At 34.6% G+C, this 15873-nt stretch carries 10 protein-coding genes and 1 tRNA gene; 5 read left to right on the top strand and 6 right to left on the bottom strand.

Annotation, left to right across the window (positions count from 1 at the left end; genetic code table 11):
• Nucleotides 1-57 precede the first annotated feature (57 nt).
• Both DMB65_RS01850 and DMB65_RS01845 read right to left on the bottom strand, forming a co-directional pair.
• Nucleotides 58-1098: an AMP-binding protein gene (locus tag DMB65_RS01850; protein WP_110304962.1), complete on the bottom strand. Its 1041-nt coding sequence runs from the start codon at nucleotides 1096-1098 to the stop codon at nucleotides 58-60.
• A 1-nt stretch (nucleotide 1099) separates the two neighbouring features.
• Nucleotides 1100-2032 carry a CPBP family intramembrane glutamic endopeptidase gene (locus DMB65_RS01845; protein WP_110304961.1) on the bottom strand — a complete coding sequence of 311 codons (933 nt, stop codon included), beginning with the start codon at nucleotides 2030-2032 and terminating at the stop codon, nucleotides 1100-1102.
• A 118-nt stretch (nucleotides 2033-2150) separates the two neighbouring features.
• Between DMB65_RS01845 and DMB65_RS01840 the strand changes: the two genes are divergently transcribed.
• Together DMB65_RS01840 and DMB65_RS01835 are read left to right on the top strand one after the other, a co-directional pair.
• Nucleotides 2151-2495, top strand: a complete 345-nt coding sequence (locus DMB65_RS01840; protein ID WP_110304960.1) for an arsenate reductase family protein — start codon at nucleotides 2151-2153, stop codon at nucleotides 2493-2495.
• A gap of 93 nt (nucleotides 2496-2588) precedes the next feature.
• Nucleotides 2589-5117 (top strand): outer membrane beta-barrel family protein, encoded by a 2529-nt coding sequence (locus DMB65_RS01835; RefSeq protein ID WP_110305052.1) that lies wholly within the window; start codon nucleotides 2589-2591, stop codon nucleotides 5115-5117.
• A 353-nt stretch (nucleotides 5118-5470) separates the two neighbouring features.
• On the opposite strand, the gene DMB65_RS01830 is transcribed toward DMB65_RS01835, so the two are convergent.
• The 4 genes from DMB65_RS01830 to DMB65_RS01810 all read right to left on the bottom strand — a co-directional run bounded on the left by DMB65_RS01830 (nucleotide 5471) and on the right by DMB65_RS01810 (nucleotide 8046).
• Nucleotides 5471-5544, bottom strand: a tRNA-His gene (locus tag DMB65_RS01830).
• 88 nt (nucleotides 5545-5632) lie between these two features.
• The gene (bshB1, locus tag DMB65_RS01825) at nucleotides 5633-6349 is read right to left on the bottom strand and encodes a bacillithiol biosynthesis deacetylase BshB1 (protein ID WP_110304959.1); all 717 of its coding nucleotides are present in this window, start codon (nucleotides 6347-6349) and stop codon (nucleotides 5633-5635) included.
• Nucleotides 6350-6532: 183 nt separating this feature from the next.
• Nucleotides 6533-7609, bottom strand: coding sequence for a chorismate-binding protein (locus DMB65_RS01815; RefSeq protein WP_110305051.1), 1077 nt, complete (start codon nucleotides 7607-7609; stop codon nucleotides 6533-6535).
• A gap of 5 nt (nucleotides 7610-7614) precedes the next feature.
• The gene (locus tag DMB65_RS01810) at nucleotides 7615-8046 is read right to left on the bottom strand and encodes a PaaI family thioesterase (protein ID WP_110304958.1); all 432 of its coding nucleotides are present in this window, start codon (nucleotides 8044-8046) and stop codon (nucleotides 7615-7617) included.
• 126 nt (nucleotides 8047-8172) lie between these two features.
• Between DMB65_RS01810 and DMB65_RS01805 the strand changes: the two genes are divergently transcribed.
• The 3 genes from DMB65_RS01805 (at nucleotide 8173) to purL (ending at nucleotide 15854) form a co-directional block, all read left to right on the top strand.
• On the top strand, nucleotides 8173-9684 hold the full coding sequence (locus tag DMB65_RS01805) for a hypothetical protein (RefSeq protein WP_110304957.1): 1512 nt from the start codon (nucleotides 8173-8175) through the stop codon (nucleotides 9682-9684).
• A 365-nt stretch (nucleotides 9685-10049) separates the two neighbouring features.
• Nucleotides 10050-11894 carry an endonuclease gene (locus DMB65_RS01800; protein WP_110304956.1) on the top strand — a complete coding sequence of 615 codons (1845 nt, stop codon included), beginning with the start codon at nucleotides 10050-10052 and terminating at the stop codon, nucleotides 11892-11894.
• 306 nt (nucleotides 11895-12200) lie between these two features.
• Nucleotides 12201-15854, top strand: coding sequence for a phosphoribosylformylglycinamidine synthase (gene purL / locus DMB65_RS01795; protein WP_110304955.1), 3654 nt, complete (start codon nucleotides 12201-12203; stop codon nucleotides 15852-15854).
• Nucleotides 15855-15873 lie beyond the last annotated feature (19 nt).

Here is a 15873-nt window from a genome sequence, read left to right as displayed (position 1 = left end):
TTCCAAATTCCAATTTTATATAGATTGGAATTTGGAATTTTTTATTTTGAGAGTTTATTAAAGTAAGCTTGGTTTACGTAACAGTTTTCCGTTTTCATTTTCTTTAAATTTAGGAATAAAAACGATTTCCTTTGGTTTTTCATATTTATCAAGGTTATGAAAAAAATCAGATGGAAAAACCTGTTTTTCCCCCTCAATAACCAAAATTAATTTTTCTCCTAAAAAAGCATCGGGAATTCCTATTACAAAAAATCTGGAATTGATTTTTCCAATTAGTTTTGCTTCAATCTGTTCCGGAATTAACTTTACACCTCCGCTATTAATTACATTATCGATTCTGCCTAAAAAAGTAAATTGTTTTTCCCGTATTAATTCAATTAAATCATTAGTAATAATTGGTTCTTTGGAAATAGCAGGGATATCAATTACTAAACATCCCCGATCGTCTTTACTGATTTTTATATTGGGCAGAACAGTAAAAACTTTTTCACCAATCCTTCTCGCAGCTATATGAGTGATTGTTTCGGTCATACCATAAGTTTCATAAACAGCTGTTTTTAAATGCAAAAGTTTTTCTTCTAATACAGTGCTCATTTTTGCTCCGCCTACAATAAGTTTTTTAACTTTTTTTAAATCCTTAACCGAATTTTGTACTTGTAAAGGTACCATTGCCACAAAATCATAAGTAGACTTATTGAATGCTAAAGGCGTTGTACTGGGTTCTGTAATAGCTAAATCAAGACCTAGGATTAAGCTCCTTACCAGCATCATTTTTCCTGCGATAAATTTTACTGGTAAGCAAAGTAATGCTTTGTCTCCTGGTTTTAAATCGAAGAAATCCCCGGTTGCTAACGCAGATTGAATCATGGATTGCTTTTGTAACCGGACTAGTTTAGGAAGACCTGTAGTTCCGGATGTTTTTATTTCGATATACTCCTTTTGATCCAACCAGTCTAATAAAAATTCGCCAATAGCCTGTTCGTTAGAATCACCTTCTTTGATATAACTATAGGCTGCATTACTGAGTTCATCTCCATTAAGGTGGTATCCATTTATTTTAAAATAATTATGAACGTTTTTATGAGTTAATTGCATCATTTTAATTTATTATTTCTGTAACAGTTATGTCCCCTGTTAATTTTTCTCTCCAATTTTTCCAGTTGTATTTTTTACTAAAAATAAATAGCAAAATAGGGTATATAATCACAACCGGAAAAATAACATCGAAACCTGCTGAGGGTTCAGATAAATCAATGAAAATAGAATAGGTTTGAAAAACCGACCAATTAGAGGTTACCAACAAAGCACCAATCAGGTTATTTGCAGCGTGAAAACCAAGTGCCAGTTCCATTCCTTCATCCATTAATGTAAGGATCCCTAAAAATAAACCGGTACCTATATAATAAACCATAATGATGGGTCCCATTTTAGTTACTTCCGGATTAAACCAATGCATCGAACCAAATATAAGAGAAGTCATTAATAAAGGAAACCATCTGTTTCGTGCTAAATTGGCAAAACCCTGCATAAGATAACCCCTGAAAATATACTCCTCAGTGCTGGTTTGTATCGGAATTAAAAGTGTTCCGATAGCTACCAGAATCAGAAAAGGAATGGGTTTGAAATTCAAAATAAATTGCTCAGGTGATTGTAAATATACAAGCAAAAAGCTTAGTATGGAAAATCCTGCCCACAAAAAAAATGAAAATAAAATACGCTTGGTATCTACTGTTTTTCGTGAGGTTGTAAGGGATAAAACACTTTGATTATGGAAATGTCTGGCAACATAAAAAACAGCTCCTAATGCGAAAGCAAAAGAAATCATAACCAAAAATAAAGTCAGATTGGAATCGAACATTTTCATTAACATCGTATCATTTGTCGGGTAAGGCTTTTTGTTTAAAAAAACATCAAACAAAACTACTCCTGCAAATGGAATTTGACCAACAAACGAAGCTATAATTATTATGACAGAGCCTAAAATATACTTTACAAAAGTATTTTCAGGCTTAATTCCTTGTTGTAAAAACATGTATTAAAAATTTTAAAATTCTAAATTAAGTATAATAAGTAAGTAAACCTTACTTTTGGCATTGCTAAAATACTTTTTTTAAATCCAATTATTTATTAGCACTTTCAAAAAAAATACTATGATACAAATTTACCATAATCCACGGTGCGGAAAATCCAGAAATTGCCTGGCTTTTATAGATGAAGCAAATCTAAGTTATGAAATAATCCCTTATCTTACTGTAACTCCTACTTTTGATGAATTAAAAAGTTTAATCGAAAAATTGAATCTGAAACCAATTGAATTAGTAAGGATTAAAGAAAAAATCTGGATTGATGAATTTAAAGAAAAAGCATTAACAGATTCTGAAGTCATTCAGGCAATGACAGACAACCCAATTTTGATTGAAAGGCCAATCGTCGTAAGAGACGGGAAGGCTATTATTGGGCGTGATTTGGATAAAGTAGCTTCTTTTCTGGAATAATTCAGAATCCTCAATTAACATTTTTTTGTGATTCCTTGCTTTAAACCCAGAGTTATATTTGTGGTCTAAAAGAAAATGATAACAAAAAAAATAATGAAAAAAATCAAATTTGCAATATTAATCATGTTTCTGTTCTCAGGGATGTATAATTTTGCACAAGAAAGATCTACAAGCCAAAATAAAGTAAAAATCACAGGAAAAGTTTTAGAAAAAGTAACAAAACAACCATTGGAGTATGCCACTATTTCTGTTACTCCGGTTAATCAGACTAAAGTTATAGCAGGAGGAATTACCAATCCAAAAGGAGAGTTTGATGTGGTTGTTGCACCTGGTATTTATGATATCAAAATTGAATTTATTTCGTTTAAGTCCACTGAAATAAAAGGGAAAAATATATCGGCTGATACAAATTTGGGAGATGTAAATCTTGCTGAAGATGCCGCACAATTAAATGAAGTGTTAGTTCGCGCTGAAAAATCGACGGTTGAAATAAAGCTTGACAAAAAAGTTTACAATGTTGGTCAGGATATGATGGTAAAAGGTGGAACAGTGAGTGACGTTTTAGACAATGTTCCATCAGTTTCTGTCGATACAGAAGGAAATGTAAGCTTAAGAGGAAGCGATAATATCCGAATTTTAATAGACGGAAGACCTTCAAACGCAATTAATATTGCCGAAGCTCTTCGCCAATTACCCGCAGATGCAATTGATAAAGTTGAAGTGATTACCAATCCATCAGCACGTTATGATGCAGAAGGTGGTTCTGGTTTGATTAATATTATTCTTAAAAAAGGAAAAAATCAAGGTTTCAACGGAACTTTTATTGCCTCAACAGGACTTCCTGAAACGTATGGACTTAGTGCCAATCTGAATTATAAAACGGAAAAATTAAATTATTTTACTACAGCCGGATATAATTACAGAACAAATGAAGGAGAAGGTTTAACCAATACAAAATACTTTAATGAGGATGGTTCTCCTAAATCATACTTAGATGAAACCCGTGACACTAAAAGAACCAGAGACGGATTTAATGGAAGGGCCGGAATAGAATGGTCAATTACGCCAACGACTTTCTGGACAAATGCGATCAATTATCAAAAAAATACAGGAGAAGACAGAGATCTGATCAATTATTATAATTATGATGCTAATCGTGTTGCTACAGGAAATTCATCCAGATTAAATAATGGAGATACTGGAGGGGAAAATGTAGAATATACATCCAATTTAATTAAAAATTTCAACGATAAAGGGCATAAACTTACAGCCGATTTATCGATTTCACGAAACACAGACGACAGTAACAGCGTAATTACAGCAGAGCCTACTTTCAATAGAACGTTAAATAATCAGGTTCAGAAACAAATTCAGTTACAGGCAGACTATGTTTTGCCATTAGGAAAAGGAAGCCAGTTTGAAGCAGGATACAAAGGAAGCTTTGGCGATTTAAATAATGTATACTATGTTGCCAATCTTGTCAATGGGATGTATGAAAAAGATGAAAATTTATCCAATACTTTAGAGTACAAAGAAAATATAAATGCATTGTATACTTCATACGGTTTTAAAGTAAATAAATTTTCTTATTTATTTGGATTGCGTTGGGAAGACACCAATATTGAAGTAAATCTTTTAGATACAAATAAATTTAATACTAAGAATTACAATAATTTATTTCCAAGTGCTTTTATAAGCTATGAAATATCAACTCAGAGTAATTTTAATGCAAGTTACAGTAAGCGTTTATCAAGACCAAGAGGACGTTTTATGAACCCGGCGGTAAACTATGCCAGCAATATCAATATATTTCAGGGGAATCCTGATTTAAATCCTTCCCTAACAGATAAGTATGATATTGGGTATCTCAAACGTTGGGATAAGGTAACTTTTAGCACTTCGGCTTATTTTGAAGATACAAAAGATGTTTTTAGTTTTGTAAGATTTCCTACAGGCGATGTTGTAACTCCTGATGGTAATGTTGTAACTCCTGCACCTGGTGAAACAGTTGATGGAATTCCGGTTATTAAAAATTCACCAATTAACGTAGGAAAAGAACAAAAAATTGGTTTTGAATTTACATTAAATTATACCCCATTCAAATGGTGGAAATTAAATAGTAACTTCAATTTTTATAATGTAAAAACAACAGGAGAAAATAGCTACGAAGATAATAATGGGAACGTGATTGTACAAAACCTGAATAATCAGGCTACTACATGGTTTTCCAGAATTAGTTCAAAAGTAACCCTGCCATATAAAATTGACTGGCAGTTAAGTGGCAATTACAATGGGGAGCAAAAAACAGCGCAAGGTAAAAATCTTGGACAATTCGGTTTAAATACCGCTTTCAGTAAAGATGTCTTAAAAGACAAAGCAACCATTGCATTCAATATCAGTGATATTTTCAATTCAAGAAAAATGAGGTCATATACCAACTTTTACGATGATGATAATAAGGATTTAATGACTCAAACAGCTTATAGTGAATTTCAGTTCCGCAAACGTCAGTTCAATTTATCGTTTACTTATCGTTTCAACAAGTCTAAAAATGATAGAGAAAAGAACGGAGTGCCTAGAAATGAAGGTGGAGGAGATAACGGAGGAGAATTTCCAGGATAATATACCTTAAACCTCAAAAAAGAAATTAAGAGGCTGTCCGAAAAGTAAAACGCTGAAAATCATCAATAATTTTCAGCGTTTTTTATTAACTCTATTTTAGTAAAAGCTCTTTTGATGAGATAATGTTTGATTAAATAATCATCGAAATAGAGAAATGTAACAATTGATTTTACATTTCGGACTACTTCTTTTAGTTTTGATCCTTATTTAGAAATATAGACTTCTTTTTATCCAGATTATATAATCTTTTTGCCTAATCCCCAACTTTTGCACCTGATCCTCCATTTATCGGGTTATCCGTAAATTTAATCCACAAAAAAAGCCCTGAATCATTTCAAGGCTTTAAATTTCTGGGTGGCTGACCGGGTTCGAACCGGCGACCCGCGGCACCACAAACCGCTACTCTAACCAACTGAGCTACAACCACCATTTTAGCTAAGCTTTCTCTTAGCGGTTGCAAATATATGACAAAGGTTTACTTCTACAAAGAAAAAATTAAAAAAAAATCCATCTTTTTATATCAAATCTCCTAAGCTATTGACAGCCAAATACCTTTCAACTGTAAAACCTTCAGCAAAATCTTTTCCAACCAGCCTTCCTAAGTCCTGCGCCCTGTAATTTAAGCTTTCCAGAAAATTTTTACTTGTAATAGGTGTTGCCGGCTCTTTGGAATCGGGATCATAAAATTGCGTTTTATAAGCCAGTATTGCTTCCGTTTTCTTTTCTTCAAATCCTGTAATATCTACAACGAAATCGGGTTCGATATTTTTCCACTGAATATAATGATAGACTACTTTGGGTCTCCAGGCATCCTGTTTTTTTCCGTCAAATGAAGTTTCAATTTTCATCAATCCCGACAAAAAACAAGAGTCAGAAACCAACTTACTACCTTTACCGTGATCGATGTGGCGATCGTCTATTGCATTGCATAAAACAATTTCGGGTTTATATTTCCGAATCATTTTAATAATTTCCGTCTGATGCTTTTCGTCATTTATAAAGAAACCATCTCGCATAGCCAGATTTTCACGAACTAAAACCCCTAGAATTTTCGCTGCTGCTCTCGCTTCTTTATCCCTGATCTCTGCTGTTCCCCGGGTTCCTAACTCACCTCGGGTCAAATCAACAATACCTACTTTTTTACCTAGCGATATTTCCTTTAAAATGGTTCCGGCACATCCTAATTCTACATCATCCGGATGTGCACCAAATGCTAATATATCTAATTTCATAATTTATCAAATTCAATGGCAAAAATCAATAACAATGGCAAGTTCAAAAATCAATTCAATCTCAATTTTGAAAACTAAAATTGTTTTTAACAACATTCTTTATTCTTTATTCTTTATTCTTTATTCTTTATTCTTTATTCTTTATTCTTTATTCTTTATTCTTTATTCTTTATTCTTTATTCTTTATTCTTTATTCTTTATTCTCAAGACTCTCTTCATCGTCATCGATTTATTGACACTTTCCTCCCACTCTTTTTCAGGAATGCTTTCTTTTGTAATTCCGCAGCCCATATACAAAACAGCTTTGTTCTCACGGATCTGCATGCTCCGTAAATTTACAAATAAATCAGAATTTATTTCATTTCCAGAGAAACTGCTGTTTAATTCGCCTAAGAAACCCGTGTAAAAAGTACGGTCATAATTTTCGTTTTCTAAAATAAAAGCTTTTGCTTTTTTCTTTGGCAAACCACAAACTGCCGGTGTTGGATGAAGGGTATCGATAACTTCTTCTAAAGTCGAATTATCATTCAAAACTCCCGAAATATCTGTTTTAATATGCCAGATTGCCCCCGCTTTAATACTGTAGGGTTCTGTAACCACAACTGAATTTGCAACTTCCCGTAAACGTTTTACAATAAAATCAGTTACATATTGCTGTTCGTCTTTTTCTTTTTGTTCCCAACGTATTTCAGTTTCTAAATTTGCTTTTTGTGTCCCGGCCAAAGCGGTTGTTTCAAAAACATTTCCTTTTGCTTTTAGCAATTGCTCTGGTGTTGCTCCTATCCAAAGTCCTATTTTTGGATGAAAAAAGCAATATGTAAAAGTGGTAGGATATAATTGAACCAAATGCTGAAATGTCGCAATAAAATCAAATTCCGCTAAATCTACAATTTCGCTTCTCGATAAAACGACTTTCTTGAATTCGTCATTTTTGATTGCTTTAATTCCTTTTACGACTAAATCTTCATAATCTTTTTTTTCTTCAGAATTAAAATTCCAATCATCAGTTTCAATCGATGAAAATTCTATTATTTCTTTATCAATACTGATAATTTCTGATGCATTTTTTGGAATTAAAATCAGTTGTTTTTCATCAAATGAGGCAAATACAAATCCTTTTTCGCTGTAATTCGAAACTTTATATAAAGTATCATTTTGCTGCAAAAAAACAATGAGGTTTTTAGAATTTGGCTTTGAATAAAGTACAAAAGGTAAGTTTTGTGCTTTATGTAATTTTATCTTCGAAAAGAAATTATTCATTTTCATTATTCAGCTTTCTTTTTCTCCAGAACGATGTTTGTCAATTTACAAAGCGAAATCAAGTTCCCCGCTTCATCAGTAATTTTAATTTCCCAAAGATGAAGGCTTCTGCCTTTATGAATGATACGGGCTGTCCCGAAAACAATACCCTCACGGATACTTTTTAAATGGTTAGCCGAAATTTCTATACCTCGTACTTCCTGTTCTTTTACATTGATAAAAAAATGAGATGCAGCACTACCCACACTCTCTGCCAAGGCCACCGAAGCACCTCCATGCAAAAGCCCCATTGGCTGATGAACTGAAGGATTTACAGGCATTTTGGCAACTAAAAAATCTTCACCTGCATCTATATATTCTATTTTTAGCGTTTCCATCAAAGTGTTTTTCGAAAACTCATTGCAAAACGCTATAATCTGCTCTTTTGTATGATTCATTAAAATAAGCTTTAAAATCGTAAAATTAAAGAAAGATAAGATACAAATCTGAAAAAGCAATTCTAAAATTAAAAATCCGTTTACAACCTATAAGATTTTTGTTATTTTTACAGAAAATCAATTCAAATGCGTCATTTTTTTGTGCTCCTTATTTTCGGAATCCTTTTAGCTGCCAGTTCATGCCGAACCGATTTTGACACAGTTGCCAGTTCCGGGGATTTAAAATTTTCAAAAGACACGGTTTATTTAGATACCGTTTTTAAAAACATAGGATCAAGCACTTATAACCTAAAAGTCTACAACCGCAGTAAAGAAGACATTAATATTCCGATTATTCAGCTAAAAAACGGTTTGACCTCAAAATACAGAATGACTGTTGACGGAATGAACGGCAATAATGGCAAGGTTTTCAACAATGTTACGCTTTTGTCCAAAGACAGTTTGTACATTTTTATTGAAACTACAGCAGATATAACCGATGCTAATCCAACTGATTTTTTATATACAGATGAAATTCAGTTTGACAGTGGCTCAAATCTTCAAAAAGTAGCCTTGGTTACCTTAATTCAGGATGCTGTTTTTTTATATCCGAAGCAAAATCCTGACGGAACCAAAGAAAAAATTGAGATTGACGGAAAAGAAGTCGACGGATTTTATCTGGACGACAACGATGAAACCAACGGAAACGAGTTGATTTTTACCAAACAAAAACCTTATGTTATTTACGGATATGCAGGGGTTCCTGAAAACAAAACCATAACTTTTGAAGCCGGATCAAGGGTTCATTTTCACGATAAATCAGGACTTTTTATAAGCAATAAAGCTTCTCTTCAAATTAATGGAGCTATTTCAACAACTAAGAATTTAGATAACGAAGTGGTTTTTGAAGGCGATCGTCTGGAACCTGAATATTCTGATGTTCCCGGACAATGGAATTCAGTTATTTTCGCTGACGGAAGCACTAATCATTCTATAAATCACCTTACTTTAAAAAACGCCATAGTTGGTCTGGACATCAGAAATCAGGACGGCACAACTTTTCAGATTACAAACACACAGATTTATGATTGTTCTAATTACGGGATTCTGGCACAAAATGCTAAAATTAACGGAGAAAATATCGTTATCAATTATGCCGGTTTAGCAGCTCTGTCTTGCGTTTACGGAGGCGATTATAAATTTACACATTGCACATTTAACAACACTTGGTCCGGCGGACAACAGTTTGCAGTACATTTAAGCAACAAACTTACAGGAGCCATACCTGAAAACAATCCACTGACTCAGGCCACTTTTAACAATTGTATTATTTATGGTTCAAATGCTAATGAATTCAATTTAGACAAAAATACTGCTGCTGCTTTCGTTTATCAGTTAAATAATTGTTTACTGAAATTCGGCAGTACTTCAAATCCCGATTATCAATTCAGTACAGATACAGCACATTATAACGCTATTATTTTAAACGAAAACCCGACGTTTTTCAATACAAACCTGAATAAACTTAACATTGATAAAACTTCTGCCGCTTTCGCAAAAGGGAATCAGGCCTATATTATTCCGTTAGATATTTTAGGAAATACCAGAACTTCTCCACCTGATTTAGGAGCTTATCAGAGTAAAGATTTTCCGAAGTAATTTTTTGAAACAGAAAATTTAAAAAATAACATTATAAAAAACAGTGTGTTTTCTTATAAAAACAACTTGGGTTTTAGAAAATTAAAATAACAAAGCCCACGATTATAAAATTGAGACAATCGACGACAGAAGCATCAGAGCTGAAAAAGAATATCAAAAAGCAATAAAAAAATTCATTACCCAAATAAATCTTTTGTAATTGCCCTCTTCATGCGGAAAAAACATCAGTAAGAAAATACACTTAAAATTAAACGTCGCTTAACGTATCCTATTCATAAAAGTAATAGATTTGCTGTGTATCTATTTTAAAACTCTAAACATCAGATTCTTAAAATAGTATTTCACAAAACCTAAAAAACTTATTTATGAAAAAAAATTACTTATTACTGTTATTAGTGTGCGTTACAGCGGGCTTTGCACAAATTCCGTCAGGCTATTACAACACCGCAACCGGAACCGGATACACATTAAAAACTCAATTGTATAACATTATTAAGGATCATACGAATAATGGTTATGCAGGACTTTATACCACCTATTTAACTTCAGACGTTGATAATTTCTACGAAAACGACGGAACTATTTTAGACATGTATTCTGAAAATCCATCAGGGACAGATCCTTACAATTATAGCACAGGAAGTACGCAACGATGCGGGAACTATTCTGTTGAAGGTGATTGTTACAATAGGGAACATATAATCCCACAATCTGTTTTTAATGAACAATCCCCAATGGTCGCTGATGCTCATTTTATAACGCCAACAGACGGAAAAGTTAATGGAATACGTTCTAATTACCCACACGGAACAGTAAGTTCAGCAACATATACTTCTCAAAACGGAAGCAAATTAGGATCAAGTGCAGTTTCCGGATATTCAGGGACTGTTTTTGAACCCATTAACGCTTTTAAAGGTGACATTGCCCGAATGTATTTTTACTTTGCCACACGTTATGAAAATACGGTTGGCGGATATTCATACGCCATGTTTAATGGTACAAGCAACCAGGTATTTACAACTGCTTTCCTAAATATACTTTTGACCTGGAATGCACAAGATCCTGTAAGCGCAAGAGAAATTGCCCGAAATAATGCAATTTATGCACGCCAAAATAATCGAAATCCGTTTATCGATCATCCTGAATATGTAAATCAGATTTGGGGCGGCACGTCAGGATCCGGCGATACCACAGCTCCGACTGCCCCAACAAGTGTAGCCTCTACAACCAAAACCGCAACGTCGATCTCTTTAAGCTGGACCGCTTCTACAGATAATGTAGGTGTTACTAGTTACGATGTTTATGCAAACAGCGTTTTAAAAACGAATGTTTCAGGAACAACAGCAACAATAACAGGTTTAACTGCTTCTACAAGTTATTCTATTTATGTAAAAGCCAAAGATGCTGCAGGAAACACTTCGGCGTCGAGTAATACAATTTCTGTAACAACCAACAGCAGCGGAACAGGAACGGCTACAGACCTGCTTTTCTCTGAATATATTGAAGGGTCTTCAAACAATAAAGCTTTAGAAATAGCCAATAATACCGGCAGTTCGGTTAACATGTCTGTTTATACCATAAAAAAACAGACAAATGGCGCCGGAGCATGGAGTACAGGCTTAACTTTGAGCGGAACACTAACAACAGGAAGCAAATATGTAATTGTTAACAACTTGATTTCTTCAGCCTGCTTTTTAACGGGTACCGCCAATATTTCGACAGCTGCAACAGAACTTACTTTTAACGGAAATGATGCGGTTGGTTTATTTAAAAACGGCGTTTTGATTGATATCATCGGTACTTTTAACGGTGGAACAGCCAACTTTGCAGCCGATGTAACTTTGAGACGAAAATCGACTGTTACTGCTCCAACAACTACTTTTAATTTGAGTTCTCAATGGGATTCTTATGCTACAGATACTTGTAACAATTTAGCAAGTAAACCAACAAAAGAAGCGAATGAAGAAATTGTTGAAACTCCTGAAGCTATTTTAATTTACCCAAATCCTTCTAACGGAAACTTTACGATAAGCTACAGTGATTCGATATCGTATTCAATAGAAATTATTTCATTTACAGGTCAAAAAGTATTTGAAAAACAAAATACTTCAGATAATGCTGTATCAGTAAGTCATCTTCCTAAAGGGATTTACATGGTTAAAGTTACCACAGCAGAAAAAACTGTAGTCAAAAAGTTAGTCATCAACTAATTAAAAATTAGTCATTTTAAATTAAAAGCAGCATTTTTTGCTGCTTTTTTGTTTTTATTTTTCCCGCAGATTTAAGGAATTCTTTTATGAATAAATGATTTAAACAGTTTACATAATTCAAAAATTGATCTGCTTAATCTTCAAAATCTTCGTGAAACTATTTTTTTTCTCTTCGTACAACTGAAAAAATCCTCGAAATCTGCAGTAAAAAAGCATCTTCAACTTTTTTTTAAAGAGAGGGTTCCAAATTTGCGCTTACTATTTATTTACACTAAATTTGCACCTTCAATACAACAAACTACACAAATGATCCATTTCTTTGAAAACCAAAGCAAAACTGTTTTTGCCGTACAAACGCAAAACGAAATTTCAGCTCAAGACATTTCAAAATTAAACTGGCTTTTTGCCGATGCAAATAAGATCGATAAATCCGTACTGACGGGTTTTTTTGTTGGTCCTCGTGCCACTATGATCACACCCTGGAGTACTAATGCTGTAGAAATCACTCAAAACATGGGGATTCCGGGCATTATCAGAATTGAAGAATTTCATCCTGCAACGGAATATTTTACTGATTTCGATCCGATGCTTTCTCAGAAATTCAATGAATTAGATCAGGAGATTTTCACTATTAACATTCAGCCGGAATCAATTCTGGAAATAGATGATATTGCAACATATAATAAAGTGGAAGGTTTGGCTTTAAGCCAGGAAGAAGTAGATTACTTAGATAATCTTGCTGTAAAATTAGGAAGAAAGTTAACCGATTCTGAAATATTTGCTTTCTCACAAGCGAATTCAGAACACTGTCGTCACAAAATTTTCAACGGAACTTTTGTAATTGATGGCGAAGAAAAAGAAACTTCTCTTTTTAAATTAATCAAAAAAACATCACAGGAAAATCCTAACGATATCGTGTCTGCTTACAAAGACAACGTTGCTTTTGTAAAAGGGCCAAAATTACAGCAATTTGCACCAAAATCTGCTGACAAACCTGATTTTTACGAGATAAAAGAATTTGACTCGGTTATCTCATTAAAAGCAGAAACACACAATTTCCCAACTACTGTAGAGCCTTTCAACGGAGCCGCAACAGGATCTGGAGGAGAAATCCGTGACCGTCTTGCAGGAGGTCAAGGTTCATTGCCATTGGCTGGAACTGCAGTTTATATGACTTCTTATTCTCGTTTGAACGACGACAGAAAATGGGAGAATGCTCTTGAAGAAAGAAAATGGCTGTACCAAACTCCAATGGATATTTTAATCAAAGCTTCAAACGGAGCATCTGATTTTGGAAATAAATTCGGGCAACCGCTTATTACAGGTTCTGTTTTAACTTTCGAACACGAAGAAAACAACCGCAAAATAGGTTACGATAAAGTAATCATGCAGGCGGGTGGAATTGGTTACGGAAAGCTAGATCAATCAATTAAGAAAAAACCACAAGAAGGCGATAAAATCGTAATTCTTGGAGGAGAAAATTACAGAATCGGAATGGGTGGTGCTGCAGTTTCATCTGCAGATACAGGTGCTTTTGGTTCAGGAATTGAGTTAAACGCGATTCAGCGTTCTAACCCTGAGATGCAAAAACGTGCTGCAAACGCCATTCGTGGTTTGGTAGAAAGTGATCATAATCCAATTGTTTCAATTCACGATCACGGTGCAGGTGGACACTTAAACTGTCTTTCTGAACTGGTAGAAGAAACCGGAGGTTTAATCGATTTAGACAAACTGCCTGTTGGAGACCCGACACTTTCTGCTAAAGAAATTATCGGTAACGAGTCTCAGGAAAGAATGGGATTGGTTATCGGTCAAAAAGATATTGATACGTTACAAAGAATTGCCGACAGAGAGCGTTCGCCAATGTATCAGGTTGGAGATGTAACGGGAGATCATCGTTTTACTTTCCAGTCACATTCAAATGGTTCAAAACCGATGGATTATGCTTTGGAAGATTTCTTCGGAAGTTCTCCAAAAACGGTTATGACTGATAAAACTATCGACAGAAAATATGCTGATGTTTCGTATTCGTCAAATGATTTTGAAAGTTATTTAAAAGACGTTTTGCGTTTAGAAGCTGTAGCTTCAAAAGACTGGTTAACCAATAAAGTGGATCGTTGTGTTGGTGGAAGAGTGGCTAAACAGCAATGTGCAGGACCTTTGCAATTACCTTTGAATAATGTTGGTGTGATGGCATTGGATTATTTAGGAAAAGAAGGAATCGCAACTTCTATCGGGCACGCTCCTATTGCGGCTTTGATTGATCCGGTTGCGGGATCCAGAAATGCTATTGCAGAATCGTTATCTAACATTATCTGGGCTCCGATTAAAGACGGAATAAAAGGAATTTCACTTTCTGCCAACTGGATGTGGGCTTGTAAAAACGAAGGTGAAGACGCTCGTTTGTATGCTGCAGTTGAAGGTTGTTCTGAATTTGCAATCGAATTGGGAATCAATATTCCGACAGGAAAAGATTCACTTTCGATGAAACAAAAATATCCAAACGACGAAGTAATCGCACCGGGAACGGTAATTATTTCGGCTGGAGGGAATTGTACAGACATTAGAAAAGTAGTTGAACCTGTTTTACAAAAAGACGGAGATTCTATTTATTATATCAATTTGTCTCAGGATGATTTCAAATTAGGAGGTTCTTCTTTTGCACAAATCAGAAATACAATCGGAAACGAAACTTCTACCATTAAAGACGCTTCTTTCTTCAAAAATGCTTTTAATACCATTCAGGAATTAATCGGCGAAAACCAAATTTTAGCGGGTCACGATATCGGAAGCGGTGGTTTGATTACTACTTTATTAGAAATGTGTTTTGCTGATGTGAATTTGGGAGCAAAAATTGATTTCAGCGCTTTCGCGGAAAAAGACTTATTGAAAATCCTTTTCGCTGAAAACATCGGAATCGTTTTTCAGGCTAAATCTGATGAAGCGGTTGAAGTTAAATTAAACGCTAACAATATCGAGTTTTTCAAATTAGGAAAAGCGACAACTACTGAGACTTTAGACCTTGGACTTTGGACTTTAGACATAAAAGCTTACAGACACGTTTGGTTCGAAACTTCCTATTTATTAGATCAAAAACAATCTAAAAACGGAACAGCTAAAGCACGTTTTGAAAACTATAAAAATCAGGCTTTAAATTATACTTTCCCTGCACATTTTACTGGAAAAGCGCCTGTAATTGACGCTTCTAAACCAAGACCAAAAGCAGCTATTATTCGCGAAAAAGGAAGTAATTCTGAACGTGAAATGGCAAATGCTATGTACTTAGCCGGATTTGACGTAAAAGATGTTCACATGACGGATTTAATTTCGGGTCGTGAAACACTTGAAGATATTCAATTTATTGGAGCTGTCGGCGGATTCTCTAATTCAGATGTTTTAGGTTCTGCTAAAGGCTGGGCCGGAGCGTTCTTATACAACGAAAAAGCAAAAACAGCTTTAGATAATTTCTTTAAAAGAGAAGATACTTTATCTGTCGGAATCTGTAACGGATGCCAGTTGTTTATGGAATTAGAAGTTATTAATCCAGAGCATGAAGTTCACGGAAAAATGCACCACAACGAAAGCCAGAAACACGAAAGTATCTTTACTTCTGTAACGGTTCAGGAAAATAACTCTGTTATGTTATCGACTTTGGCAGGAAGCACTTTAGGAGTTTGGGTTTCTCACGGAGAAGGTAAATTCAAATTGCCTTACGCGGAAGATCAGTATAACATTGTTTCTAAATATGCTTACGAAGGATATCCTGCAAACCCGAACGGTTCTGATTATAACACCGCAATGCTATGCGACAAAACCGGAAGACATTTGGTTATGATGCCTCATATTGAGCGTTCTACTTTTCAATGGAACTGGGCACATTATCCAAAAGACAGAAACGACGAGGTTTCTCCCTGGCATGAAGCTTTTGTGAACGCCAGAAAATGGATTGAGAAAAACTAAATTTAGTTTGCATTATAGA

The sequence above is a fragment of the Flavobacterium cheongpyeongense genome, from assembly GCF_003202435.1.
Classification (GTDB): domain Bacteria; phylum Bacteroidota; class Bacteroidia; order Flavobacteriales; family Flavobacteriaceae; genus Flavobacterium; species Flavobacterium cheongpyeongense.
This window is presented reverse-complemented; position numbering and strand designations above follow the sequence as displayed.